At 71.5% G+C, this 23915-nt stretch carries 19 protein-coding genes and 5 pseudogenes; 16 read left to right on the top strand and 8 right to left on the bottom strand.

Going from position 1 to position 23915, the window contains the following annotated elements; all coding sequences use genetic code 11:
* The first annotated feature begins 81 nt into the window (after positions 1–81).
* Entirely contained in the window at positions 82–753 is a 672-nt protein-coding gene (locus tag AC0OLQ_RS25265; protein WP_484528342.1) for a maleylpyruvate isomerase N-terminal domain-containing protein, read from the top strand.
* A gap of 10 nt (positions 754–763) precedes the next feature.
* Here the strand turns inward: AC0OLQ_RS25265 and AC0OLQ_RS25260 are convergent, their stop codons facing one another.
* Both AC0OLQ_RS25260 and AC0OLQ_RS25255 read right to left on the bottom strand, forming a co-directional pair.
* On the bottom strand, positions 764–1615 hold the full coding sequence (locus tag AC0OLQ_RS25260) for a DUF1028 domain-containing protein (protein WP_484528341.1): 852 nt from the start codon (positions 1613–1615) through the stop codon (positions 764–766).
* A gap of 53 nt (positions 1616–1668) precedes the next feature.
* The gene (locus tag AC0OLQ_RS25255) at positions 1669–2880 is read right to left on the bottom strand and encodes a low temperature requirement protein A (RefSeq protein WP_484528340.1); all 1212 of its coding nucleotides are present in this window, start codon (positions 2878–2880) and stop codon (positions 1669–1671) included.
* Positions 2881–3038: 158 nt separating this feature from the next.
* Between AC0OLQ_RS25255 and AC0OLQ_RS25250 the strand changes: the two genes are divergently transcribed.
* The gene (locus AC0OLQ_RS25250) at positions 3039–4016 is read left to right on the top strand and encodes an LLM class F420-dependent oxidoreductase (protein ID WP_484532425.1); all 978 of its coding nucleotides are present in this window, start codon (positions 3039–3041) and stop codon (positions 4014–4016) included.
* 74 nt (positions 4017–4090) lie between these two features.
* On the opposite strand, the gene AC0OLQ_RS25245 is transcribed toward AC0OLQ_RS25250, so the two are convergent.
* Together AC0OLQ_RS25245 and AC0OLQ_RS25240 are read right to left on the bottom strand one after the other, a co-directional pair.
* A complete protein-coding gene (locus tag AC0OLQ_RS25245) occupies positions 4091–5563 on the bottom strand; it encodes an NF041680 family putative transposase (protein ID WP_484528339.1) in 1473 nt (490 codons plus the stop codon).
* Positions 5564–5640: 77 nt separating this feature from the next.
* A complete protein-coding gene (locus AC0OLQ_RS25240) occupies positions 5641–6846 on the bottom strand; it encodes an IS256 family transposase (protein ID WP_484532424.1) in 1206 nt (401 codons plus the stop codon).
* A gap of 210 nt (positions 6847–7056) precedes the next feature.
* Here AC0OLQ_RS25240 and AC0OLQ_RS25235 point away from each other — a divergent pair.
* The 5 genes and pseudogenes from AC0OLQ_RS25235 to AC0OLQ_RS25215 all read left to right on the top strand — a co-directional run.
* Positions 7057–7758, top strand: a pseudogene (locus AC0OLQ_RS25235) (IS982 family transposase); the annotation flags it as partial.
* A gap of 51 nt (positions 7759–7809) precedes the next feature.
* Positions 7810–9050 (top strand): IS3 family transposase gene (locus AC0OLQ_RS25230; RefSeq protein WP_484528338.1). Its coding sequence is split into 2 segments (ribosomal slippage): positions 7810–8086 and positions 8086–9050, totalling 1242 coding nucleotides; the frame shifts between segments, so codons are not numbered across the junction.
* A 58-nt stretch (positions 9051–9108) separates the two neighbouring features.
* A pseudogene (locus AC0OLQ_RS25225) lies at positions 9109–9240 on the top strand (helix-turn-helix domain-containing protein); the annotation flags it as partial.
* Positions 9241–9631: 391 nt separating this feature from the next.
* On the top strand, positions 9632–10588 hold the full coding sequence (locus AC0OLQ_RS25220) for an RNA-guided endonuclease InsQ/TnpB family protein (protein WP_484528337.1): 957 nt from the start codon (positions 9632–9634) through the stop codon (positions 10586–10588).
* A 295-nt stretch (positions 10589–10883) separates the two neighbouring features.
* A pseudogene (locus AC0OLQ_RS25215) lies at positions 10884–11123 on the top strand (transposase); the annotation flags it as partial.
* A gap of 138 nt (positions 11124–11261) precedes the next feature.
* Here the strand turns inward: AC0OLQ_RS25215 and AC0OLQ_RS25210 are convergent.
* Entirely contained in the window at positions 11262–11588 is a 327-nt protein-coding gene (locus tag AC0OLQ_RS25210) for a nuclear transport factor 2 family protein (RefSeq protein ID WP_484528336.1), read from the bottom strand.
* An 85-nt stretch (positions 11589–11673) separates the two neighbouring features.
* Between AC0OLQ_RS25210 and AC0OLQ_RS25205 the strand changes: the two genes are divergently transcribed.
* Positions 11674–12708 carry an SDR family oxidoreductase gene (locus AC0OLQ_RS25205; protein WP_484528335.1) on the top strand — a complete coding sequence of 345 codons (1035 nt, stop codon included), beginning with the start codon at positions 11674–11676 and terminating at the stop codon, positions 12706–12708.
* Between the two features lie 142 nt (positions 12709–12850).
* Here the strand turns inward: AC0OLQ_RS25205 and AC0OLQ_RS25200 are convergent, their stop codons facing one another.
* Entirely contained in the window at positions 12851–13348 is a 498-nt protein-coding gene (locus AC0OLQ_RS25200) for a hemerythrin domain-containing protein (RefSeq protein ID WP_484528334.1), read from the bottom strand.
* Between the two features lie 896 nt (positions 13349–14244).
* On the opposite strand from AC0OLQ_RS25200, the gene AC0OLQ_RS25195 reads away from it, so the two are divergent.
* The 8 genes and pseudogenes from AC0OLQ_RS25195 to AC0OLQ_RS25160 all read left to right on the top strand — a co-directional run.
* Positions 14245–14775, top strand: coding sequence for a hypothetical protein (locus tag AC0OLQ_RS25195; protein WP_484528333.1), 531 nt, complete (start codon positions 14245–14247; stop codon positions 14773–14775).
* A gap of 471 nt (positions 14776–15246) precedes the next feature.
* Entirely contained in the window at positions 15247–15714 is a 468-nt protein-coding gene (locus AC0OLQ_RS25190) for an LppU/SCO3897 family protein (RefSeq protein WP_484528332.1), read from the top strand.
* Positions 15715–16005: 291 nt separating this feature from the next.
* Entirely contained in the window at positions 16006–16902 is an 897-nt protein-coding gene (locus AC0OLQ_RS25185; RefSeq protein WP_484528331.1) for an IS982 family transposase, read from the top strand.
* 865 nt (positions 16903–17767) lie between these two features.
* On the top strand, positions 17768–17941 hold the full coding sequence (locus AC0OLQ_RS25180) for a hypothetical protein (protein ID WP_484528330.1): 174 nt from the start codon (positions 17768–17770) through the stop codon (positions 17939–17941).
* Between the two features lie 783 nt (positions 17942–18724).
* The gene (locus AC0OLQ_RS25175; protein ID WP_484528329.1) at positions 18725–18847 is read left to right on the top strand and encodes a hypothetical protein; all 123 of its coding nucleotides are present in this window, start codon (positions 18725–18727) and stop codon (positions 18845–18847) included.
* A 1-nt stretch (position 18848) separates the two neighbouring features.
* A pseudogene (locus AC0OLQ_RS25170) lies at positions 18849–19164 on the top strand (SDR family NAD(P)-dependent oxidoreductase); the annotation flags it as partial.
* Between the two features lie 33 nt (positions 19165–19197).
* Positions 19198–19530 carry a zinc ribbon domain-containing protein gene (locus AC0OLQ_RS25165; protein ID WP_484532423.1) on the top strand — a complete coding sequence of 111 codons (333 nt, stop codon included), beginning with the start codon at positions 19198–19200 and terminating at the stop codon, positions 19528–19530.
* Positions 19531–19540: 10 nt separating this feature from the next.
* A pseudogene (locus AC0OLQ_RS25160) lies at positions 19541–19948 on the top strand (SDR family NAD(P)-dependent oxidoreductase); the annotation flags it as partial.
* Between the two features lie 393 nt (positions 19949–20341).
* On the opposite strand, the gene AC0OLQ_RS25155 reads toward AC0OLQ_RS25160, so the two are convergent.
* Positions 20342–22738 (bottom strand): transglutaminase TgpA family protein, encoded by a 2397-nt coding sequence (locus tag AC0OLQ_RS25155; RefSeq protein ID WP_484528328.1) that lies wholly within the window; start codon positions 22736–22738, stop codon positions 20342–20344.
* Entirely contained in the window at positions 22714–23913 is a 1200-nt protein-coding gene (locus AC0OLQ_RS25150; RefSeq protein WP_484528327.1) for a DUF58 domain-containing protein, read from the bottom strand. The genes AC0OLQ_RS25155 and AC0OLQ_RS25150 overlap by 25 nt, the downstream gene beginning before the upstream one ends.
* Positions 23914–23915: the final 2 nt, after the last annotated feature.

The following is a 23915-nucleotide window of genomic DNA, read 5'->3' as shown; positions in this document are numbered from 1 at the left end:
CCCCAGCCCGGCCGGTCCGGGCGGCGAGCGAATAATCCGACCGCACACCCATGAGTTCGAAAGCGGAAGCAGGACGGGCGGATGGACACGGTACGGGCGGCGTTCGGCGACGAGTGCGCACGGCTGGAAGGGGTGTTGCGCGACCTCGACGAGGCGGACCTGGACCGGCCCACGCCGTGCCTGCCCTGGGCGGTGCGGGACCTGCTTGCGCACGTGCGCACCGGCGCCGGGCGGCTGGTCGGCATGCTCGCCGCGCCGGCTCCCGAGCGCGCCGAGGTGGACGCGGCCGGCTACTTCGGTGCGGCCAAGTTCGCGCCCGAGGTGGACCGGGACCGGATCGACGGCGCCCGGCGGGAGGCGCGGGACCTGCCCGGCGTACCCGAGGTGGCGGAGGGCTTCGCGCGGGCCTGGCGGGCCGCGGACGCGGCGGTGGCCGCCGAGCCGCCGGGGCGGCTCGTCCGCACCCGGCACGGCGACGCGATGACGCTGACCGAGTTCCTGCGTACCCGGGTGGTGGAGGTCGCGGTGCACGGCCTGGACGTGGCCGACGCGCTGGGCCGGCGGCCCTGGCTGACCCCGACCGCGGCGGCGGTGGTCGCCGACCTGCTGCGGGACGGCCGGCCGGTGCCCGACGGGCTCGGCTGGGACGCGCTGACCCTGGTGCGGAAGGCCACCGGCCGGGTGCCGGTGACCGACGCGGAGCGGACGGTGCTGGACCGCACCGGCTTCCGCTGGCTTGCCTTCGGGGGCTGACCGGCGACGGTCAGGCGTCACCGGCCGGCGCGGCGGTGCGGCGCAGGTGCTCGAGCACGACCGGGTCGATCCGGCCGGGGACGATGCGCTCCTCGAGGTTCTCCACGCCGGCCCAGGCGTCGAGCGCCTCCTCCAGCCCGGCGGCGCGGACCGGGTGGCCGGCGGCGGCCAGCAGCCCGGCCACCTCGCCGGCGACCGGGCCGGTGAGATCGAGCAGCGTGGCCGGGTCGGGCTTGCCGAACAGCAGGGTGTGGATGTCGAGCAGGCGGCCCAGCTCGGCCACCGGGTCACGGTGGTCGTCGACCCGCAGGTCGACCAGCTCGTCGCCGGTGCCGGCGTAGCCGCCGTGGCGCCGCACCACGAACAGGGCGGCGCTCTGTCGGCCCCGCCGGTCGCCGCCGGCGCGGTCGCCGGCGGCCAGCGCGGCCAGCAGCCGCTGCGGGAAGGGCAGGTCGGCGCCGCCGAGCCAGGTGTCCCGGAGCGCGTCGATGACCTCGGGGCCGGCCAGGATGTTGCCCTGGGCCGCCCAGCCGTCGCCAGACTGGCCGCCCGCCCAGGGGTGGCAGCGGGGCCCGGTCCAGGTGGCGCCGTCGCCGGTCGCCCCGACCACGCCGAGCTGCCGGTCGTCGCGGCCCGGATCGGCGGCGATCAGGCCGGCCACCACGTCCGCCGCCGGCACCCCGGTGCGCAGCATGGTGAGCCCCTGCGCCCGGTACGCCAGGTTGGCGTGCGCCTGGCTGGCGAGCGCGCCGACCTCCGCCTCGGCGGCCGGGACCAGCGCCCCGGCGGCGAGAAACTTGCTGGCCACGGCGATGCCGTGCACGAGGCCGTCGGCGGAGCGGGCGACGATCGAGAAGGTCACCCGCGGATGTTAGCGCCGGGGCGGGCCCGTCGGCGGCCCCCGACCGATCGCGGTCAGAACGGCGGAGCGGCTTGCTCCGGTGGGCGGCCCCAGGCGCGGCGGGCGTCGGCGACCGCCACCCCGAGCAGCACCAGTGGGGCGGCGATCGCCGCAGCCAGCGGCACCACCGGCTTGAGTGGCGCCATGAGCAGCAGCAGGACGAGGATCGCCACCCAGCGTGACCGCGACACCCGGCCGAACACCTCGTACTCGAAGCGGGCGCGGCCGGCCAGGAAGAGCGCCGGGCCGCCGAGGATCATGGCGAGCCAGCCGACCTCGTTGTGCCCCGTGGGATGCTCGTTCACCAGCTCGTAGCCGATCGCGGTGGCCACCACGCCGATCACCATCACCAGGTGGGTGTCGGCGGCGGAGCGGCCGATGGTGGCCGGGTGCGCGGCCCCCATCACCGCCTCGCCCAGGATCTGCCCGGCCCGCTGCACGTAGATCCGCCAGATCAGCACCGAGGTGACCAGCGCGACGGCGAAGGCCGCGGTCCGGGTCGCGCTGGCCGGCGCCCGGCTGTACGCCAGCCCGGCGACCAGGATCGCCTCGCCGAGCGCGACGAGGAAGAACTGCTGATACCGCTCGGCCAGGTGCTCGCCGTGGATGTCCCAGCGCGAGACGGTCGACCGGCCAAGCCCCGGCACGGGCCAGCCGAGCCGGGCCAAGAGGTACTCCAGCAGGAGCGCCAGCGTCCAGAGGATCACCCGGGGGGTGGTGGGCAGCAGCGCGCCGCTCAGCCAGAGCACCCCGGTCAAGCCGAAAGTGATCAGCATGCGCAGCTTCAACCGGCGGTGCTGGTACCGGCCCAACGTCACCAGCAGGATCGCCGGCCGGCTGACCTGGGCCACCACGTACGCGGCGGCGAAGGCCAGCCCGGTGGAGGAGAAGGCACGGGGGATCGCGATCCCCATCACCATGCTGCAGACCAGCGCGATGACCACGACCGCCTGGAGCCAGATCTCGTACGGGTCGTACCGGCTGGTGGTCCAGGAGGTGCCTTGCCACACGGCCCAGAGCGCGAGGAGCAGCAGGAGCGTCTTGCCGCCCCCGGTCACCGCCGACCAGCCGATCTGCCCCGGTTCCAGCGCCAGGTCCTCGAAGGCGCGGGCGGAGACCCGGGTCAGCGCGAAGACGAACACCAGGTCGAAGAAGAGCTCCAGGAACGTCGCCCGGTTCGGACCGCGTTCCGCAGGGGCCACGGCGGCCGGCTCGGAAGTCGTCACCGCGGCCTCCCGCCCTCGGCCCAACCCACCTGGCAGTCGTAACACTCTTTCCGGGTGCGGTGGTGCGTATCGCCGGATCGCCCCGATCGGGACCGATCAGGATCTTGCTCGGGACGACGGCGACCGGGCACGATCGACCGATGACGAATCGATGGGGCATGACGGTGCCGCTGGGCGGCATCACGCTCGCCGACCACGCCACCGTCTACGCGGCCCTCGACCGGGCCGGCTTCACCGACGTCTGGTCGTCCGAGGTCGCCGGGACCGACGCGTTCACGCCGCTGGCGCTCGCCGCCGCCTGGCAGCCGCGGCTGCGGCTGGGCACCGCGATCACCCCGGTCTTCACCCGCGGGCCGGGGCTGCTCGCAATGAGCGCCGCCGCCCTCGCCGAGGCCGCCCCGGGCCGCTTCGCGTTGGGCATCGGCGCCTCCTCGCCGGTGCTCGTCTGGGACTGGAACGCGGTGCCCTTCGACGAGCCGTTCCAGCGGACCCGGGACGTGCTGCGCTTCCTGCGTGCCGCGCTGCGCGGCGAGACCGTCGACGAGGCGTACACCTTCACCGTCCGCCGGTTCACCCTGGAACGCCCGCCGGCCGTGCCGCCGCCGGTGCTGCTGGCCGCGCTGCGCCCCGGCATGCTGCGGCTCGCCGCCGCCGAAGCCGACGGGGTCATCCTCAACTGGCTGTCCGCCGACGACGTGCCGACCGCCCTGGCCGAGCTGGGCGAGCGCCGCCCCGGCTTCGAGGTCGCCGCCCGGATCTTCGTCTGCCCCACCGAGGACGCCACGTACGCCCGGGCGCTGGGCCGCAGGCTGATCACCGGCTACCTCACCGTGCCCGCGTACGCGGCCTTCCACCGCTGGCTGGGCCGGCAGGACAGCCTCGGTACGATGTGGAAGGCGTGGGCCGCCGGCGACCGGCGGGGCGCCTCGGCGGCGGTGCCGGACGAGGTGGTCGACGCGCTGGTCCTGCACGGCTCGCCCGAGGAGTGCGTCGCCCAGGTCCGCCGGTACGCCGACAACGGCGTGGACGTGCCCGTGCTGGCGCTGCTGCCCACCCCGGAGCTGACCGCCGGCGGCGCGGCGGCCTGGGCGGGGCTGATCCCGCGGCTCTCCCGGACCGGCGTGAAGGCTGGCTGAGCCGTTGAGGCCGCGATCGGAGACAACCCGACGTGAAGGTGATCCAGGTGTACCGGTTCGTCCTACCTTGATCTTTAACCTGTGCGTCGTGGCCTCGGGCTATTCGAGGTCTTCGTTTTCTTGGTGTTGCTGTTCGGCTTGTTGCTGGTAGTGGCTGTGACGATGTGGACGTCGTGGCGGGCGGCTCGGTGGCGGTTGGGGTGTCCGGGTGGTCGTCCTGGGCCTGGTCGGCTCGGTTTCGGTGCGGCGGCGGGGCAGCCGGCTTTGGTGCGTAGGTGCCGAAACGCGCGGCGGACGCGGGCTGGGGTGAGCCGTTCGGGTGGTGTGGGGCGTTCCCAGGGCCGGCGGAGGTCGGCGGCGGCGGTGCGGGCCAGCCGTAGTTGGGTGTAGGCGGCCAGCACCAGCCAGGTCCAGCGGTCGGCGGCGTGTGGGTCGCGCAGCTTGGGGCTGGTCCAGCCGAGGGTTTGCTTGAGCATGCGGAAGGTGTGCTCGATGTCGAAGCGGCGCAGGAACGCCTGCCAGAGCAGGTCAACCTCGGCGTCGGTGGCGGTTGCCTGTGACCACCACAGCCAGACCGGTTTCGCGGTGGCGCCGCTGGGCAGTCGGTCGACGGTCAGCAGGATCACGGTGCCTTCGATGATCGGCAGCGGGCCGTGCTGGGCGGTCCAGGCGGTGCGGAGGGTCAGTCTGGGGTGCAGCCGGTGCCAGGCCCGTGCGGTCGCGGTGCCGTAGAGACGGGTGTCGGTGGTCGTGGCCACGTCCGGGTCGCCCCAGCTGGCCGGGTCACCGAAGATGAACTCGCCGCCGTGCCTTCGTGGGCGGCCGGTGGTGGCGGGCGGCCGGGGTGGTGCGGGTCGGCGCAGTACCCGGTCCGAGCGCATCCGCACCAACACCTGAACGGGCAGGTCGGCTAGCAGGAAGGCCAGCCGGGGCCCGTCGTATCCGGCGTCCGCGACGATCCACACGTCCGGATCACCAGGCTGCCACTGCCCGGCAGTGATCAGCCGCTGCACCACGTCCCGCAACTGGCCGGCGGTGACCGTGGCGGCGTCGCCGCCGGGCGCCAGCCGGCGGGCGTCCAAGGGCGCGGTCCACGAGGTGCGCCCGGTTTCCAGGGCGGTGACGAACGAGTACGGCCAGCCCGGAACCCCGATGTGGGTGTCCTTGCCGCGCCCGTAGGTGTGGCACAGCACCCGCTGCGGGCAGGTGTGCGCCTCCGGCCGCAACCAGCAGGTCACATCGACCGCCAGGACGATCCGCCCGTCCGCGGCCCGCGGCAGGGGCACCGCCGCCACCGCGGTCCGCAGCCGCTCGATGTCGATCCGGCCGCGGTTCAACGCCGCGTACAGCGAGCCGTGACCACGGCGGTGCTCACCCACCAGCGATAACTCCACCAGCGACCGCACCGGGCCGTCACCGCACAACAGCGCGTCCGCCAGCTCGAACAACGCATCCCCACGAGCGGTCAGACAACTGTGGAACTCACGCCGGAACGCGGACAGCCGCCCGACCTCATCGGTCGTCGCGCCATCGTGCACACTGATCACCAGACAGCCCTTGGTTTGCGATCTTCTTCCCCTAGAGGGAGTGTCAAGTTAACGGCTGATCTTGGTTCTTGAGGTGGTCAGTGGTTGGCCGGGGTGAGCCGGCCTTCGAAGGCGATCTGGAAGGCGTTCAATGGGGCCTTCCAGCGCATGGTCCACCGCCGGCGGCCGGCGCCGGTGGGGTCAAGGCTCATCAACGCCATGTAGACACACTTCAAGGCGGCTTGCTCGTTCGGGAAGTGGCCGCGGGCGCGGACGGCTTTGCGGATGCGGGCGTTCACCGACTCGATCGCATTCGTGGAGCAGATGACCTTGCGGATCTCGACGTCGAAGGCGAGGAACGGCACGAACTCGGCCCAGGCGTTCTCCCACAGCTTCACGATCGCCGGGTACTTCTTGCCCCAGGCGTCGGCGAACTCCAGGAACCGCTCGGTCGCGGCGTCCTCGGTCGCTGCGGTGTAGACCGGCCGCAGCGCCTTGGCAATCTTGTCCCAGTCCTGCCGGGCCGCGTACCGGAACGAGTTGCGCAGCAGGTGCACCACACACGTCTGCACGATCGTGCGTGGCCAGACCGTCTCAACCGCCTCGGGCAGGCCCTTGAGCCCGTCGCACACGAGCATGAGCACGTCGGCGACGCCGCGGTTCTTCAGCTCGGTCAGCACGTGCAGCCAGTGTTTGGCGCCTTCGCCGCCGTCACCGGCCCAGATGCCGAGGATGTCACGGTGCCCGTCGACGGTGACCGCCATCGCGAGGTAGATCGGCCGGTTCGCGACCTGACCATCCCTGATCTTGACGTTGATGGCATCGATGAACACGACTGGGTAGATGGCGTCGAGGGGCCGGTTCTGCCACTCGGCCATGCCGTCCATGACCTTGTCGGTGATGGTGGAGATCGTCTGCTTCGACACGTCGGCGCCGTACACCTCGGCCAAGTGGGCGCTGATCTCGCCGTGGGTCAGGCCCTTGGCCGACAGCGACAGGACCATGTCGTCGACCCCGGTCAGGCGCCGCTGCCGCTTGCGCACGATCTGCGGCTCGAACGTGCCCGCCGCGTCCCGCGGCACCCGGACCTCGACCGGCCCGACGTCGGTGAGCACGGTCTTGGTCCGGCTGCCGTTACGAGTGTTCCCGCTACCCCGACCCGCCGGGTCATGCTTGTCGTAGCCGACGTGATCGGTGATCTCCCCGTCCAACGCCGACTCCAGGACCCGCTTGGTCAGCTGCTGCAACAGCCCACCCTCGCCGGTCAGCTTCAGCCCGTCACCACGAGCCCGATCGACCAGCATCGCGATCAACTGCTCGTCCGTGACCGCACCCACCGACCCTGCGGCCGGCTCCTGCCCCGAGGTGATCTCGGTCGTCATCTGGCGTCTCTCCCTTGATCGGTCGATCAGCCGTTATTTGTACAGTCCCTCCCTAGATGATTGAGTCCGAAGTCTGAGCTGTGTGGCTGGGCAGCTTGACTTGGACACGGCGAAGGGTATCGATGTCAGTTTGTGAAGACAGACCTCGATACCCTTCTGACCGCACTCTACGTGTTCCTCGACGATCACGTCATCGGCCGTCGCCGGATCGGTCGCCCGCCGCTGCTGTCCGACGCCGAACTGCTGTGCCTGGCCATCGCGCAGGTCCTGCTCGACTTCCCCCGTGAGCGGCACTGGATCCGCTACGCCCGTAAGCACCTGCGTCACCTGTTCCCCTACATCCCCGACCAGTCCGGATACGGCAAGCGGCTACGAGCCGCCGGTCCGCTGATCGCCGCAGCGATCCGACACCTGGCCGAGAACACCCCGACCGGGGTACCGATCCTGCGGCTGGTCGATTCCACGCCCGTGCCCTGCGGAGCCTCTCGCGAGACCGCGAAACGCTCCGACCTGGCAGGCGACGCCGGCTACGGCTACTGCGCCTCCCACTCCCGCTACTTCTGGGGCATGCGCCTGTATCTGGTCACCACCGTCGAGGGCATGCCGGTGACCTGGTGCCTGGCCAACCCGAAACTCGACGAACGCGACGTCCTGGCCGCCCTGCTGCAAGTCGACCACCACCTTGTCCAGTCCGGGCAGGTGATCCTGGCCGACCGGGGCTTCGCCGGTCAGACGTTCGAGGCGTTCCTCGACGACCTCGGTGTCCACCTGCTGCGCCCCGCCCGCAAGGGCACCCGGGACCCGACACCGAGCTGCACCGAACAACGTCTGCTGTGAACCGCCCCGACGCTGGTAGAGACCTCTTTACTTGAGAGGATCTTCGTCATGCCGAAGCAGTACCCGAAGGATCTACGTGATCGTGCGGTGCGCCTGGTTCGTGAGCATCGCGGCGATTACGGCACCGAGTGGGAGGCGATCGGGTCGATCGCGGCCAAGCTCGGGATCGGGTCAGCCGAGACGCTGCGCAAGTGGGTCCGCCAAGCCGAAGTTGACGCCGGGCAGCGCGCCGGGGTCACCAGCGATGAGTCGGCGGAGCTTCGCCGGTTGAAGCGGGAAAACGCCGAGTTGCGCCGGGCGAATGAGATCTTGAAGGCCGCGTCGGCTTTCTTCGCGGCCGAGCTCGACCGGCCACACACACGCTCGTGAGGTTCATCGACGAGCACAAGGCCCGCTTCGGCGGAGTCGAGCCGATCTGCCGTGCCCTGACCGGGCACGGCGTGCAGATCGCGGCCTCCACGTACTACAAGGCCAAGGCGATGCCGCCCTCGGCGCGGGCCGTCTCCGACGCTCAGCTGACCGAGCAGATCCGCCGCGTGCACGCGGGCAACTACGGCGTCTACGGCGCCCGGAAAGTGTGGGCGCAGCTGCGCCGTGACGGGATCGAGGTGGCCCGCTGCACCGTCGAGCGACTGATGCGCGACGCCGGCCTGCGCGGGGTCGTACGCGGCAAGAAGATCCGCACCACCGTCACCGATCCCGGTCACGATCGTGCCGGTGATCTCGTCGCCCGGGACTTCACCGCCGCAGCACCCAACCGCTGTTGGGTGGCCGACTTCACCCACGTGGCCACCTTCGCCGGCGTCGTCTACGTCGCGTTCGTCGTCGACGTCTACTCGAGGGCGATCGTGGGTTGGTCAGCGGCGACCAACAAACGCACACCCCTGGTCCTCGACGCGGTGGACATGGGCCTGTGGCGCCGCGACCGCGACGGCCGAACCGTGACGGGAGGCTTGATCCACCACAGCGACGCCGGGTCGCAATATACGTCGTTCCGGTTCACCACTCACCTCGTCGCCGCCGGCATCGACGCCTCCATCGGCACCGTCGGCGACGCCCTCGACAACGCCCTCATGGAATCCACGATCGGCCTCTACAAAACAGAGCTCATCAAGCCGCGGCGGCCGTGGCGCAGCCTCGCCCACGTCGAGCTGGCCACCGCCGAATGGGTCGACTGGTACAACCACCACCGCCTGCACTCCGCGATCGGCCACCGCCCACCCGCCGAACACGAATCGATGTTCTACGCTCACCAACAGCCCGACCAGCCGGAGCTGGTCACAGTCTGAGGACTCCACCAGACTCGGGGCGGTTCAGTGCAAGTGGTGGGGTGTTTGTCGGTGGTGTGTGGCATGGTGTGCTGCCGTGGCCCGTTTCACCACGTTCCGGTTCTGTCTGAACCCGACCGGCGAGCAGGAGATTGTGCTGCGTCGGCATGCGGGTGCGGCCCGGTTCGGCTACAACCAGTGCCTGCGGCTGGTCAAGGACGCTTTGGACGGCAAGCGCGGTGGGACGGTCGGCAAGGTGCCGTGGTCGGGCTTCGACCTGATCAACGCGTTCAACGGGTGGAAACGGTCGGGTGACGCGGGCCGGGTGATGGTCGCCGCCGGTGACGGCACCGTGACGGTGCAGGTGACCGGTCTGGCGTGGCGGGGCGAGGTGTGTCAGCAGGTCTTTGAAGAAGCCGCGGTCGATCTGGGCCGCGGCTTGTCCGCGTACACGGCATCGGGCACTGGCCACCGGCGGGGTCGGCGGGTCGGTTTTCCGAGGTTCAAGTCGAAGAAACGCGCACCGCTGTCGTTTCGCATCCGCGGCAGGACCTCTGCCGCAGGTCGGGCGGGTATCCGGGTCGGTGAGCACGCCGCGGACCGTGACCCTGCCTGGCATCGGCGCTCTGGCGGTAGGGCAGGACACCCGCCGGGTGCGGCGCATGCTGGCCGAGGGGCGGGCGAAGGTGGTGTCCGCGACGGTCAGCCACCGGGCCGGCCGGTGGGCGGTGTCACTGACCTGCGAAGCCGCCGACCTGCACGATGCCCGCCGTCACGAGCCGAACACCGGCGCCGCGGGGTGGGTGGGTGTCGACCGGGGCCTGTCGACGTTCGTCGCCGCAGCGCTCGCCGACGGCACGCAGGTCCTGCGGGTCGACGGCTGGCCACGGCCCGCCCGGGCTGCGGTGGCGCGCCGGCGCCGCCTGTCCCGGAAGGTCACCGGCAAACAGCGCGGCTCCAACAACCGTGCCAAGGCCGCGGCCCGGCTGGGCCGCCACCACGCCCGGGTGGCCGCGATCCGGCGTCGTTTCCTGCACCAGGTCTCCAACCAGCTGGTCAATACCCACGACCGGCTCGCCATCGAGACCCTCACCATCACCGGCATGCTCGGCGACCGGCGCCTGGCGTCGGCGGTCGCCGACGCGGCATGGGGCGAACTGGCCCGCCAACTGGCCTACAAGCAGCAGTGGCGCGCCGGCCAACTGGCCCTGGTCGACCGCTGGTACCCGTCGACCAAGACCTGTTCCGCATGCCGGACCGTGGCCCCCGCGATGCCTCTGCACCAGCGCACGTTCACCTGCCAGGTGTGCGGGTATCAGGCCGATCGGGACCACAACGCCGCAGTCAACCTCGCTGTCTGGGCCGAGCAGCACCACGCCCAGGTCCGGGACCTCCCCGCAGGGGGCCCGGTCACCAACGCCGGCCGAGGGGAAGGCTCTGGCCCGCGCACACGCGCGGGCGAAACCGGCCCCGACGACGCAGGAACCGAACCCACCCCACCCGGGGCGAGGCGCGGACGCCCGAGAAGGGCGCTGTCTCACAACTCCACCGAGTTATGAAACAGGCCGTAGACCTCAGTGCCAGGCAGGAACGCGCCGTGCTGGGTCATGCCGGCGCCGCCCGTAAGGCGTACAACTGGGCGCTGGAACGGGTGCAAGCGGTAAGGGGCCAGCGGGCAGCCGAGCGCACCTACGGCATCCCCGCCCAACAACTCACACCGTCGATCTCGTGGTCGCTGCCCGCGTTGCGCAAGACGTGGAACGCCGTCAAGGATGGGGTAGCGCCGTGGTCGCGGGACTACTCCAAGGAGGCGTTCAGCTCCGGCCTTGATGCCCTCGCCCGTGCCTTGAAGAACTGGTCGCACTCGCGGCGTCTCGTCGGATGCGCCGTTTGGCGCGGTGGATGTCCCGGCGGGTCGGCCCGGACCGGCGGACGGGTCAGAAAGCCTCGCACCGGCGGGAACGGGCACGGCGACAAGTGGCGCAAGCTAACGCCCGCGTGACGAACCTGCGCCGCGACGGCCTACACAAGCTGACCACCCGGCCGGCTGGTGAGCACGGCACGGTCGCGGTGGAAGACCTCAACCTGTCCGGGATGCTACGCAATCGCTGCCTGGCCCGGCACATCACCGACGCCGGGTTCGCCGAGATGCGTCGGCAACTGGCGTACAAGACTGAATGGAACGGCGGGCGGCTGATCTGGCCGACCGCTGGTCGCATAAGGATCAGGAAGTCAGTGGTTCGGGGCTGTCGAGTAGTGGATGGTCTGGGCGACGATCAAACCCTCGCGGACGACGTAGGTGTCAGCGCCGTCGTGCACCTTGGTGTCGGCGCTGCGGCCGGTCCAGGCCAGCATCGCCACGTCACCGTCGTGGAGTACCCGGTGGTACCGGTATTCGCTCTCGGGCAGGTAGCTGTTGAGGATCTGGGCGAGTTTGCGTACGCCGTCGTGGCCATGGTTGACCCCTTCGGCGGACATCAGCCGGACGTGGGGGTGGTAGTTGTGCGCCAGGTCGCCCTCGAGGTCGCCGACCCGGCGGCGGCGCAGATGGTCCTCCACGACCTCTCGGGTAGAGCGTGCCACCGGTACCTCAACTCGATCGACGAACGTTCAGCTCCTCGCCATACCCTGGGCAACGGGAAAGATGCCGGAGCACCTGAATGGCGTTTGCGGGATTGACCCGGGCGATATGGGGAATTTGCCGGCCATGCGTACCACGGGTCTCGTCGTCGTCGTCACCGGAGCGTCGGGGGGTATCGGCCGGGCCACCGCGGAGACCTTCGCCGCCCACGGGTGCGCGGTGGCGTTGGCCGCTCGCCGGGAGGCGGGGTTGGAGCGGGTCGCCGAGGAGTGCGTGGCTCGTGGCGGGCAGGCGCTGGTCGTGCCGACGGATGTGAGCGACGAGCACGCCGTGCAGGAGTTGGCTCGGCGTACGGTCGAGCGGTACGGGCGAATCGATGTCTGGGTGAACAACGCGGCGGTGAGCGTGTTCGGCCCGTTTCAGGACGTCCCGGTGGAGGACTTTCGCCGGGTTCTCGATGTCAACGTGATGGGGTACGTGCACGGGGCACGCGCGGTGCTTCCGATCATGCGGGAGCAGGGCCGCGGTGTGCTGATCAACGTGTCGTCGATCGTCGGCGTCGTTTCTCAGCCCTACACCCACGCCTACACGATGGCGAAGTTCGCCATCCGGGCGTTGAGCGCCAGCCTGCGGCAGGAACTGCGGCTGGAGGGGGCACGCGGCATCGACGTGTGCACGGTTCTACCGGCGACGATCGACACCCCGTTGTTCCAGCACGCAGCGAACTACACCGGTCGTGCCGTGCGGGCCATGCCCCCGGTGTATCCGCCGGAACGGGTGGCGCGCACGATCGTGAACTTGGTCCGGCTGCCGCGGCGGGAGGCCGTCGTCGGGACCATGGGTCGGGCTCTGGTCGCGCAGTCCCGACTGACTCCCGGGCTCGTCGAGAGACTCATGGCCGTCCAGGTTGATCGAAAGCATCTGTCCCGTGACCAGCCGGCCCCGGCCAGCTCCGGAAACCTGTACCAGCCGGCACCCGGCACCGGCTCAGCCCACGGCGGCTGGACCGGACCGCGACGCATGGCACTGCGCGGCGTCGGCACCGCAGCAGCAGCGCTGACCTGGGCCGTCGCGGCCGGTCGCCGATGGCTGGGATGAACGGCTGGCAACAGGCCGAGTTGGGACGCGCGGGTGGCCGCTCCGGATTTGCCCGGTTTCGAGCGGCTCATGGCCGTCCAGGTCGACCGGCAACACTTTCTTCGGTCAAATCCGGAAACCTGTACCAGCCAGGTTCCTCAGCTCAGGCCCGCACCGCATCCATGGCCTTCTTCAGCGCGCGCGGGGCGGTCGGCTTCCGGGGCGCCTTCTCCTTCATTGCGGCCAGCCTGGCCCCGAGGTCCTGCAACTGTTGCGATGAGACGGCCTCACGCACCTTCGGGAACCACTCCTTCTCTTCTTCCTCGATGTGATGAGTGACCGCCTCGATGAGCACCATCGTCTTGGCCTCAAAACGCTCATCATCGGGGCTCATCATGGCGAGCTCGAAGCCCAGCACGTCGGCGACGTGGTGCTCTTCGTAGGACTCCAGCACCGCTTCATCGAGGTTCGGCACCAGCCTGCGGGTCTCCGGGTACATGCACTCGTTCTCAATGTAAGTGTGCATGGTCAGTGCTTCGAGAATCTGGCTGACCAACTGCTTCTTCCTGTTCGCGTCCGCGCCCGTCTCCTGGAATTCCTTGAACAGCCGGCGTACCTCGCGGTGGTCCTCAATGAGCAGGTCTATAGCGTTCGTGGACATGGGACTCCCTCGGATGGCTCCTGGTGGCGCCTCCGAGCGTAGACCGGGCCAAACGCATCATGCGGACAAATCGCCATGCCGCCACAACCTCTCCCACGCCCCTGTGCACCGACTCCCCGTATGCGGTGGTGCCGGGTGGACCGGCAACTGGTTGGCGCCGCTGACGAACTCGTGGAGTTGACCCATGAGACCCGCGAAGGCACCTCCGTCGTCGCCGTGCAGATGTGCAACCGGACATTCGTGTCTGCCAGCCACCCACGCTTATGCAGGCCATGCGGATGGGACCAGGGCGCTCGCGTCCTCGCGGACGGCCCTGCACTGTGGCCCGCTCGGTCGGGGTTCTTCGTCGTGCCGCTCGCCTCGGTGCTGCTGCGGCAGCACGACTACCGGATCGGTCCGCGCGAGCCGTGGGGGCTACCTCGCGGTGGCCGGCGCTGCGGGACTGGCACCTCCCGCGTTGCTCTACGCGGCTGCCGGTGCCACCGGGCGGACGGCGGAGAACAGCATCATGATCTTCCTCGCGCTGTCCGGACTCGCGGCGCTCTCCGGCAGGCTACTCCGGCGTCAGGAGAAAGTGCTCCACCGTGGTGAGGTGGCCCACGAGGACCACCGAGTCCGCCGTGGCCACCGGCAAGCCGACGAGCGGCTGAACTGTTGACCAGGCCGCATGACCAGCGCCCGGTCCACACCTCGCAGGCCCGCCACCCGCGCGGGCGCACCTCCGCCCGAGGAACCGAGGAGTAGGTCGACGGGAAGCGGGTACCGCGACCGGGCCGGCCGGGAGCTGACCGTGGCGACTGCCTTCGCGAACGTCGAAAGGTCGAGCCTTGTTGACACCCAGGATCGGGCGGAAGGGCGGCGGCACGCCGGGACGGTCCGGTCGGCCGATCCGACCCATGACGCGGCTCGCCACCGCAGGGGTCGCCGCGCACGTCTTCTTCGAGCTCGGGGCCGGAGTTGGCATGCCCACCGCCTCCATCCTGGGACCGGTGCCCGCCGCCGGACTGTGGGCGCTTGGCGCCGCCACGGTCTGGCGGGCAGCGGGTAGCCACCCGCCCTCCAGCGACGCCGCCTTTTCCGCCTGCAACGGCATCGGGCTGGCCGCGGTGATCGCCCACCTGCAGGGGTGGCCGCGTGAGCGCGGCTATCTCGGCCTGCCACGGCTGCGCGAGTGCGAGGGTATGGGACCGGAACTCATGACGTTCTACAACCCGATCCTCTACGTGTCCAGCGGAGCGGCGGTCGCCGGGCTGGTCTGGGAGAACCGCTCGGCACCCCGCTACCTCCCGCTGCTGACGCTCGCCCTCGTCCCGATGCTCATCGTGCTGCAACACGCCGAACAACTGCGGCTCAAGGACCTGGCGCAGCGGCGGCCGGGCTGGTGGAACCGCAGACTCCAGCAACAGAGCGATCCAGCCATCGCCTGACCCGCACCCGACGTGCCGAGACGGGCCATGCCTGGTCCACACGTCTGGGAGGGGTGGCCATCCGCCAACTTCCGCCCAGAACCAGGCGGTCAGTTTTACGCGGCAGTGATAGTTGGAGCCGCGCCAGACGAGGCCGGACGATCCGCACAGAGCTTACAAGCGAGGGGTCGTAGCTGCGAAAACCCGTCAGTGGACGTTGGGCGGCTCGTCCTGCGGAACCCCTGATTCCGGCGCCCGCCAGCACGTCCGCCAGTGCCGTTGACCGCCGTCGGGCTGGCCACAGGGGCACTCGCCGTCGAACCACGCGACGACCCCTCCGTACCACACGCCGTCCCAGAGCATAGAGATCGCAGAGTGGCGTGGTTTGGCTGGTGGCGGTGGAGTCTGGAAACTGGCTGAAAGGATGATCGGCCCGGTTGGGCGTGCTGGTTATGGTGTCGCCTGCTGTATCACCCCTTGGAAGGAACACCAGTGTCAGAGCAGGTCGCACCGCCTTTCCCCCCGCAGCCCGGCCAGCCCGAGCCGGCCTTCCCGGCGCAGCCGCCGGCGGAGGCGAAGAAGTCTCGGGGTCGGAAGATCCTCAGCATCGTCGGCCTCCTTCTCGCCGTCGTGGCGATTGGCCTCGTCAAGGGCGGCCTCCACCTGTGGGAGCAGCGCGATGACACCGTGCAGGCGAAGGCCGGCGACTGCATCGCGAAGCTGCCCGAGTTGGCCGACGGCAAGGAAACGGAGGCCAACGACGCCAAGGTGGTGGAGTGCACCTCCACCGAGGCGGTGTACAACGTCGTGGGTCGGGTTGACGGCCAGACTGAGGCCCAGGCGCAGGCCGGCGAGGCCTGCGACCAGTACATCAAGGAGGGCGAGGACGGCTACGTCTTCTGGGGCAACGAGCGCACCGGGGACAAGTACTACCTGCTCTGCCTGACCAAGAAGGCCTGACCTCCGCGACGAGCGACGGCGGCACGGGTGGCCCCGCGCCGCCGTCGGCGTTTCTGTGTCGGTCTCACGGGCCAGCCTGGCGTGGACTTACGGTTGGGCACCGGTCAGGCTTCTAGATCAGGATGGTCGGTCGGGCGTCCTGCTTCTCTCACTTGTCGTCTCGTTCGCGGGCGTGCGCGGGTGACCGTAGACGACCGGCCGTTCGGGTAGCCTAGATGATTGAGTCCGAAGTCTGAGCTGTGTGGCTGGGCAGCTTGACTTGGACACGGCGAAGGGTATCGATGTCAGTTTGTGAAGACAGACCTCGATACCCTTCTGACCGCACTCTACGTGTTCCTCGACGATCACGTCATCGGCCGTCGCCGGATCGGTCGCCCGCCGCTGCTGTCCGACGCCGAACTGCTGTGCCTGGCCATCGCGCAGGTCCTGCTCGACTTCCCCCGTGAGCGGCACTGGATCCGCTACGCCCGTAAGCACCTGCGTCACCTGTTCCCCTACATCCCCGACCAGTCCGGATACGGCAAGCGGCTACGAGCCGCCGGTCCGCTGATCGCCGCAGCGATCCGACACCTGGCCGAGAACACCCCGACCGGGGTACCGATCCTGCGGCTGGTCGATTCCACGCCCGTGCCCTGCGGAGCCTCTCGCGAGACCGCGAAACGCTCCGACCTGGCAGGCGACGCCGGCTACGGCTACTGCGCCTCCCACTCCCGCTACTTCTGGGGCATGCGCCTGTATCTGGTCACCACCGTCGAGGGCATGCCGGTGACCTGGTGCCTGGCCAACCCGAAACTCGACGAACGCGACGTCCTGGCCGCCCTGCTGCAAGTCGACCACCACCTTGTCCAGTCCGGGCAGGTGATCCTGGCCGACCGGGGCTTCGCCGGTCAGACGTTCGAGGCGTTCCTCGACGACCTCGGTGTCCACCTGCTGCGCCCCGCCCGCAAGGGCACCCGGGACCCGACACCGAGCTGCACCGAACAACGTCTGCTGCGCATGCGCCAGTGGATCGAGGCGATCTTCGACACCCTCAAAGGCCAGCTCAGTCTCGAACAACACGGAGCCCGCCGCCGGGCCGGCATCTACGCCCGCGTCGGCCAGCGTCTGCTCGCGATGGCCACCTGCATCTGGCACAACACCAACACCGGCGCACCCAGGAAACGATCACTCATCGCATACGACCACTGACCAGCCCGAACTTCGGACTCAATCATCTAGATGGCGAACCGGCCCGATCAATCGCGTACGGGGCCGAGCAGACTTGGAAAGCGTGTGTCTCGGAACGGCTGTCGACAGCAACGCCGACAGCAACCGCGCCGGACGGCAGCGCACTGACGAGCGCTGGCACGGACGAAGCTCCGAGTGTGCAGCCGTTGCCGGACGTGTGCGGACGCGATGCACAGAGCTTGTAATCGAGCGTCCGGCAGCGGGGCGCTCAGCCCCTTCCCCGGTGCCCGGGTCCTGGCCGAGGTGTCTGGCGGGCGTGCCCGGCCTCCTTATCTGGCCAGGACGGTCACCAGGATGGCGAGGCACCCGACCAGGAGGATGATTCCGCCGAAGATGCCATACGTCGACCACTGGCGGGCGCGTTGCGGCGTCCGGCGAAATTGCTGCGTCGGCTGGTTCCACGCGGGAGGTGCAGCCAGGGCGTGGCGGCGGTCTGACCACAGCGGTGGCGGGGTCGGGATCGGCGGCTTAGGCATCATGTGGTGCCTCCAACGGCGTCATGGTGCTGTTCCGTCTTGGGACCGGGCGGGGCCGAGGGGGTCGGGTCGGTAGTCCTGCCCGGTCGTGGAGGCCGCGCACCCGACCTTCCAAGAGCAATAGGCGGTGAGTGGCGGTGGTCTGTTACATGTCTCAGCATCCGAGATGGTCGGATTTCTCGCTTACACGCGTCTTGCAAACCTTGTCCGCCCAACCGCCTGATCGCCTTCTACCCGACGCGCCCACCCGTGGGCGGTCAGCCGACGATCGTTTCCCTGCTCAGATGGCTGGGTACGTTCTGCCCAACCCGGGGCCCCTCCGCGGGTTGCTCAATCACGGGAGAACAGGCATGACCATCGCCGAGGTGCCAGCGCCGGTCGAGGTCGATACCGAGGAACAGCTGAGACTGGATCTGGAAGAGCTGCATGTCCGCGCGCAACAGGCAGCAATCCAGCTCGCGGACATCAATCGCCGGCTCGCGCTGTTACAGGGCCAGGTTCGACGGCATCAGAAGCGCCATTAGCACTACGGCCTACCGTCGGAAGCTTGCCAGCGCCACAAGGCGGCGTAGGGGGTCCGACCGGAGTTCCGGCGCGTAGCAACCGTCTCGCCGGTAATCCCTTAAGGACGTCCTCGACGAGCGGGGCCAGGACCAGAAGTAGGACGCGGGCCAGCCGTTGTCAGGCGGAGTCAGCAACGCGTCAGCAAAAGGCGCACCACGCGACGACGCCGGTCGGAAGGAGCGACAGTGCCGCCGAGCGTGAGCGCGTAGGACGACACCTGTTGGTGCTGGCTGACAACCGCGATCAGGCTCCCCCCGGCGGGGTCGTCCCTATGCTGACTAGCGCTCCACCGCGGGTCACAGGTCATCTCCGCCCCCCGTCGAGCCCTCCCGCCGGTGTTCGGCAGGTCAAAGCAAGAGATCGTCAGAGGCACCATGAAGGCGGCCAAGATCCAGCGGCGTGGTCCTCCGGGGTGATCGTTCGCGCCACATGGCGGCTATGAGCCAGAGCGGTCGTCGCGCCTGCTGCAGCGGCGTCGTGAACGGCGATCCACGGTGCTCGGTGGCTGCTCGGACGTCGGGGGACTGGTCCAGACGTGCCGGGACCTGTTCGGATTTCGGGGCGTCATCTGGCGGCGAGCGGCGATCGACGAAACCGGATACAGGGCCTGGACCTGCTGGCATCCGGTGGGATCGATACGGACCGGGCGGGACTGGGCGGATGCTTGACCACATCCGATCAAATCCATAGACAGGCACCGGTCTACCAATCACGTGCTCACCAGAGCACGCTGAGAGGTAACGGTGATCCTCAACTGGCTGGCCGTGCTGGCGCTGCTGCCCACCCCGGAGCTGACCACCGGCGGCGCGGTGGCCCTGGCCGCGCTGGTCCGGCGGCTCGGCGTGACCGGTGAGGAGGCGGGCTGAGATGAACCTGACCGATCGGGTGGCCGTGATCACCGGCGGGGCGGGCGGCATCGGGGCCGCCCTCGGCCGCCGGTTCGCCGCCGAGGGAGCCGCCGCCGTCGTCCTGGCCGACCTGGACGCCGACGCGGCCCGCGCGGTGGCCGAGGGGATCGGCGCGGTGGCGCACGGCGACGGGCTCGACGTCACCGACGAGGCGCAGGTACGGGCGCTGGTCGACGAGACCGAGCGCCGGTACGGCCGCATCGACCTCTTCTGCGCCAACGCCGGAGTGGCCACCGGCGGGGGAGTGGAGGCGCCCGACGCCGACTGGGCTCGCCTACAAAACCCAGTGGAGCGGCGGCCGGCTCATCGTGGCCGACCGGTGGTACCCGTCCTCGAAGACCTGCTCGGGCTGCGGCGCGGTGAAAGCCAAGCTGGCCCTGTCCGAGCGCACCTACCACTGCCAGGCGTGCGGCCTGGTGATGGACCGCAACCGCAACGCCTCACTCAACCTGGCCGCCCTGGCGGCCCAGTTCGACACCGCCGGGAGTGGCCCGGTGGCAGCACGTGGAGCCGACCAGAAGACCCGCCAACGCGGGCAGGCGGCTGTGAAGCATGAACCCGGCACGGCGCCCGCCGGTCAGACCGGGACCGTCCCCCCGCAAGGCGGGACTACCCACCGTGTGCTCGCTAGAGCGCACTGAAAGGTAACGGTACCTGCTGTTCACCTGCTCGGCGGCGGGCGTGCTGACCGCGGTGGGCGATGCCCCGTACACCGCGACGAAGCACGCGGCGGTCGGCCTCGCCGAGTGGCTGGCCATCACCTACCGGGACGCCGGCGTCCGGGTCAGCGCGCTCTGCCCGCAGGGCGTGGCCACCCCGATGCTCGCCGGCGACGTCGCCGAGGGACACCTGGGCGCCCGGGTGATCGCCGCCTCCGGCGCGGTGCTCACCCCCGACCAGGTCGCCGACGCCACCATCGCCGGGCTGGCCGAGGAGCGGTTCCTCATCCTGCCGCACCCCGAGGTCGCCGGCTACGCACGCCGCCGCGCCGAGGACCCCGACGGCTGGCAGGCCGGCCTGCGCAAACTCGTCCGGAAGCTACGCGCGGCGGATCAGTAGGAGCCGCCGCCGTCCCCGCCGCCGTGTGGCCGGCGGCGTCGCCGTACGCGCTGTTCTCCAGGATCGCTGCGGAGTGGCGGTCGACGGGGGCGGCGCCCCGCTCGAAGGTGTCCCGGTGCGCCCGCGGGCCTGTCCGGCGCAGGTCGCGCGCGGCCTTCCGGGCCGCGGCCAACCGTTCCGCCCGGGTCGGCTCGTGACGGGCCCGCGCACGCCACCGCCTGCCGGCGGTCACCGCCAGCGCGACGCCCACCAGGGACAGCGTCACCCACATCGCGACGGACATGCCCTCACGCTAAGCGCCCCGCGCCAGCCCGCCGGTCGGCACCGGTTCGTCGGAGCCCTTGGCGAGTTGGCGCTCGGCCCGCGCGGGATCCCGCCAGGATCGGTCGTGGGTCAGCGGCGCCAGCGCAACGGGCCGGGGTGGACGGTCCACAGGAGGCGGCGCCAGCGGCGGCGGGTGGCGCGGAGGGCGGCCACGTACGCCGTGGCGACCGCCGCCGCCCGGTCGGCCTGGGCGGGGCTGGCGGTGCCGGGGGCGAAGGCCACCTCGTTGAGCAGGCCGGCCAGCTCGTCCACCTCGACGCCCGGCAGGTCGGCGCCCGCCTCGCCGGCCGGACCGGGCATCGGCGCCCGCGGCGACCGGGCCTGCGCCGGTGCGGCCTGCGCCGCCTGAGCCGGCCGCGATGTGGCGGCGCGGGCCTCGGTGAGGGTGCGGCGGGCGCGCTCGGCGACCTCCGCGGCGGACAGGTCCGCGCCGACCGGGTGGCCGGCCAGCCGCAGGGCGTCGGTGAGTTCCCGCCAGGCGCCGGCGATCCGGCGGCCCGGGTCACCCTGCCTCAGCCGGGCGCGGGTCAGGTTGCGGCGCAGCGCGGCCAGGGTCAGCAGCAGCGCCCCGACCAGCAGCACGAGGCAGCCGACGCCGCCGCCGACCAGCACCGGCAGGCCCGGCCCCCGGTCGCCGCCGCGCCGGTCCGGGCCGGCCGCCGCCGGCGGGGTGGCGGTGGGTTCCACGGTCGGCGCGGGCACCTCGGACGGCGGCGGGTCCTCCGGCTTCGGCCGGAAGTCCTCCTCCACCGGGCGCGGCTGTTCGTCCGGGCGTGGCATCGGGTCGAACGGCACCCAGCCGACGCCGTCGAACAGCACCTCCGGCCAGGCGTACGCGTCCGCGGCCCGGACCGGGCCGTCCGCCTTGGGTTCGAAGCCGACGACCACCCGGGTGGGCAGGCCGGCCAGCCGGCCCAGCACCGCGAACGACGCTGCGAACTGCTCGGAGGTGCCCCGTTGCCCGCCGCCGTTGCGCGGTCCGAAGAGGAAGAACGTCAGGTTCGGGTACGCGTGTCCGCTCGGCGCGTCAGCGGTGACCCGGTAGTGCTCGGCGAGGAAGTCCGCGATCGCGGTGGCCCGGGCGTACGGGGCGCCGTTCTCCTCGGCGAGCTGGGTGGCCAGCCGGCGCAGCTGCTCCGGCGCCCCGTCGGCCACTCGCAGTACCCGGGCCACCGGGTCCCCGGCCGGCACGTTCGCCGTGCTGAGCAGGTTCACGTCCGGGCGCTCCCGGACCGAGGCGACCGTGTACCGCAGCCCCGGCGTCAGCCCTTCCGGCCGGATCAGCGTCCCGGTCGCCGGGTCGTATGCCACCCGCGCGCCGGTCACCTCGTGCGGGGTCGGCACGGCGGGCAGCAGCCGGCCGGTCAGGTCGGCGACGGTGATCTCCTGGCGTACCGGATCGGTGGCGGTACCCGGTGTCGGGTCGGCGGCCGGCAGGATCCGCCCCGCGTTGCGGTACGTGGCGCCCACCCGCCAGGTCACCCCGTCGTAGTCGCTGAGAACGGCGAGCCGGATCCGCGGCGGCCCCGCGTCCGCCGGGCCCGCCTCGGTCCGCACGTCGAGCAGCTTCTGGTCCGGGTTCAGCGCCCACCCGGAGATCCGGATCAGCGGGTTCTCGTCCAGCGACTCCACCTGCGGCGGCTCGACGTAGCGGCGCGGGTCGACCGGGCGGTCGTCGACCTGGCCGGCCACCACCGGGGCGAGCAGGGCCGCGAGGGCCACCACCACCGCCACCCCGGCCGCGCTCGCTGCGAGCAGCCGCAGCCGCACCGCCGCGCGCACCGCCGGGGCCAGGCCGGCGACCGGATCGGCCGGTCCGGCCCGCCCGGCGGGCGCCGCCAGGCCGGCGGCCGCGGCCGCGGCGAAGACCACCGTCGGGCCGACCGCCGGGCCCGCGTTCGGCCCGACCACGTAGAGCGCGCCGGCGAAGAGCAGCACGGGGGGCAGGTAGCCGAGCAGCACCCGGCCGGCCCGCAGCGCCACCTCGGCGGCGGCCAGCCCGGCCAGCCAGGCGGCCACCACCGGAAGCAGCACGGTGTCCGGGGCCGGCTCCACCGGGATCATCGCGGTGAGCAGCCGGGGGATCGCGTTGCGGGCGGCGTCCGCCGCCACCTCGCCGAGGCCGCCCGGCAGCGCCGCGTGGCTGGCCGCCAGCCGCAGCGACAGCAGCGTCCAGCCGGCGAGGGCGGCCACGGACAGCGGCGCCACCAGCCAGGACGGCAGCCGCCGGGCGGCCACGCTGACCAGCACCGAGCCGACCGCCGCGCCGGCCGTCAGGCGGGTCAGCAGCGGGTCGGCGTACACCCGGCCGAGCACCACGCCGGCCAGGGCGATCATGACGATCAGCGCCAGCGGCACCGGCACGGCCCGCAGCACCCGCGCCGCGCCGCCACCCGCCGCGCCGGCCGGCGCGGCGATGTCCGGGCGCGGCGGTGCCTCGGTCACCACCGGCGGATCCCGTCCCACTCGGCGGCGAACTCGGCGCCGTTGGCCGCGTCCACCACGACCAGGCCCGCGCCGGCCGCCGTCGGCCCGGCCGCGCCGAACATCCCAACCACCACCGACGGGTACGGCCCGCGCAGCGCGCCCACGTGCCCCAGGTCGCCGCGGGCACCCGGCCCGGTGAGGAAGACCAGCGTGTCGCCGAGCCGGTCCTGCCGCAGCCGGGTCAGCGCGGCACGCAGCACGTCCGCCCCGCCCTCGGTGAGCTCCGCCGCGGCGAGCCGGTCCAGCGGCCCGTGCGACAACTCCAGCTCGGCGCGTCTGACGCCGCGCGACGACCCGGAGCCGTCCTCGGCCGGCTCCTCGGGCGGGGGCGCGACCAGCAGCAGGCTCACCGGCAGGTCCTCCCGGGTCGCGGCGGCGACCACCGACGCCGCCGCCTCGCATCCGGACTCGAACGACTCGGCCACCCCGGCGTCCCGGTCCGGGTGGGCGGCCGCCCTGTTGTCCAGCACCACCACGAGCCGGGGCAGGCTGGTGTCCACGTTCTCCCGCACCATCAGCTCGCCCACTCGGGCGCTGGTCCGCCAGTGCACCCGGCGCAGCTCGTCGCCGACCACGTACTCGCGCAGCGAGTCGAAGGTGATCGAGCCGTGCGGCACGCTGTCGGTGCGCCCGTCCAGGCTGCGGCCGGCGCCGGTTGGCACCGCCGACAGCGGGTGGATGCGCGGGTGCACCCACACCGGCACCGGCTCCCCGTAGGCGCGGGCCAGCGCCACCAGGCCGAGCGGGTCGCGCCGGGTCACCCGCAGCGGCCCGACCGGCACCACGCCGCGGCGCCGGGTCGGCACCGGGTAGCGCACCTCGGTGTCCCGGCCGGGACGCAGCCGCAGCAGCGGCACCGGCACCAAACGGCCGCCGCACCGGTCCTCGGCGACCAGGTTCGCCGCCCGCAGCCGGCCGGTGTTGCGCACGGTCAGCACCATGGCCGCCGGTTCACCGCGGGCCACCCGGTTCGGGTCGGCCACCCGCTCGACCGTCAACCGGGGGCGCCAGGCGGCGGTGACCACGGCGTACGCGACTGCGATTCCGGCCGCCGCGCCGAGCACGGTCAGCTCCGGGTACGCGTACCGGAAGCCGACGCCGAGCAGCACGACGGCGGCGACGAGCAGCCCGACGCCGCGGGCGGTGATCCCCACCG

The organism is Micromonospora sp. Utrum1, from assembly GCF_057197805.1.
Note: the sequence above shows the minus strand (reverse complement) of the source record. Positions and strands in the feature narration are given on the sequence as shown.

Excerpts from the sequence above, each read along its gene's own strand:
- AC0OLQ_RS25265 (WP_484528342.1), top strand. The coding sequence starts at position 82 with ATGGACACGGTACGGGCGGCGTTCGGCGACGAGTGCGCACGGCTGGAA.
- AC0OLQ_RS25250 (WP_484532425.1), top strand. The coding sequence starts at position 3,039 with ATGACGGTGCCGCTGGGCGGCATCACGCTCGCCGACCACGCCACCGTC.
- AC0OLQ_RS25240 (WP_484532424.1), bottom strand. The coding sequence starts at position 6,846 with ATGCTGGTCGATCGGGCTCGTGGTGACGGGCTGAAGCTGACCGGCGAG.
- AC0OLQ_RS25205 (WP_484528335.1), top strand. The coding sequence starts at position 11,674 with ATGCCGGAGCACCTGAATGGCGTTTGCGGGATTGACCCGGGCGATATG.
- AC0OLQ_RS25200 (WP_484528334.1), bottom strand. The coding sequence starts at position 13,348 with ATGTCCACGAACGCTATAGACCTGCTCATTGAGGACCACCGCGAGGTA.
- AC0OLQ_RS25195 (WP_484528333.1), top strand. The coding sequence starts at position 14,245 with ATGACGCGGCTCGCCACCGCAGGGGTCGCCGCGCACGTCTTCTTCGAG.
- AC0OLQ_RS25180 (WP_484528330.1), top strand. The coding sequence starts at position 17,768 with ATGACCATCGCCGAGGTGCCAGCGCCGGTCGAGGTCGATACCGAGGAA.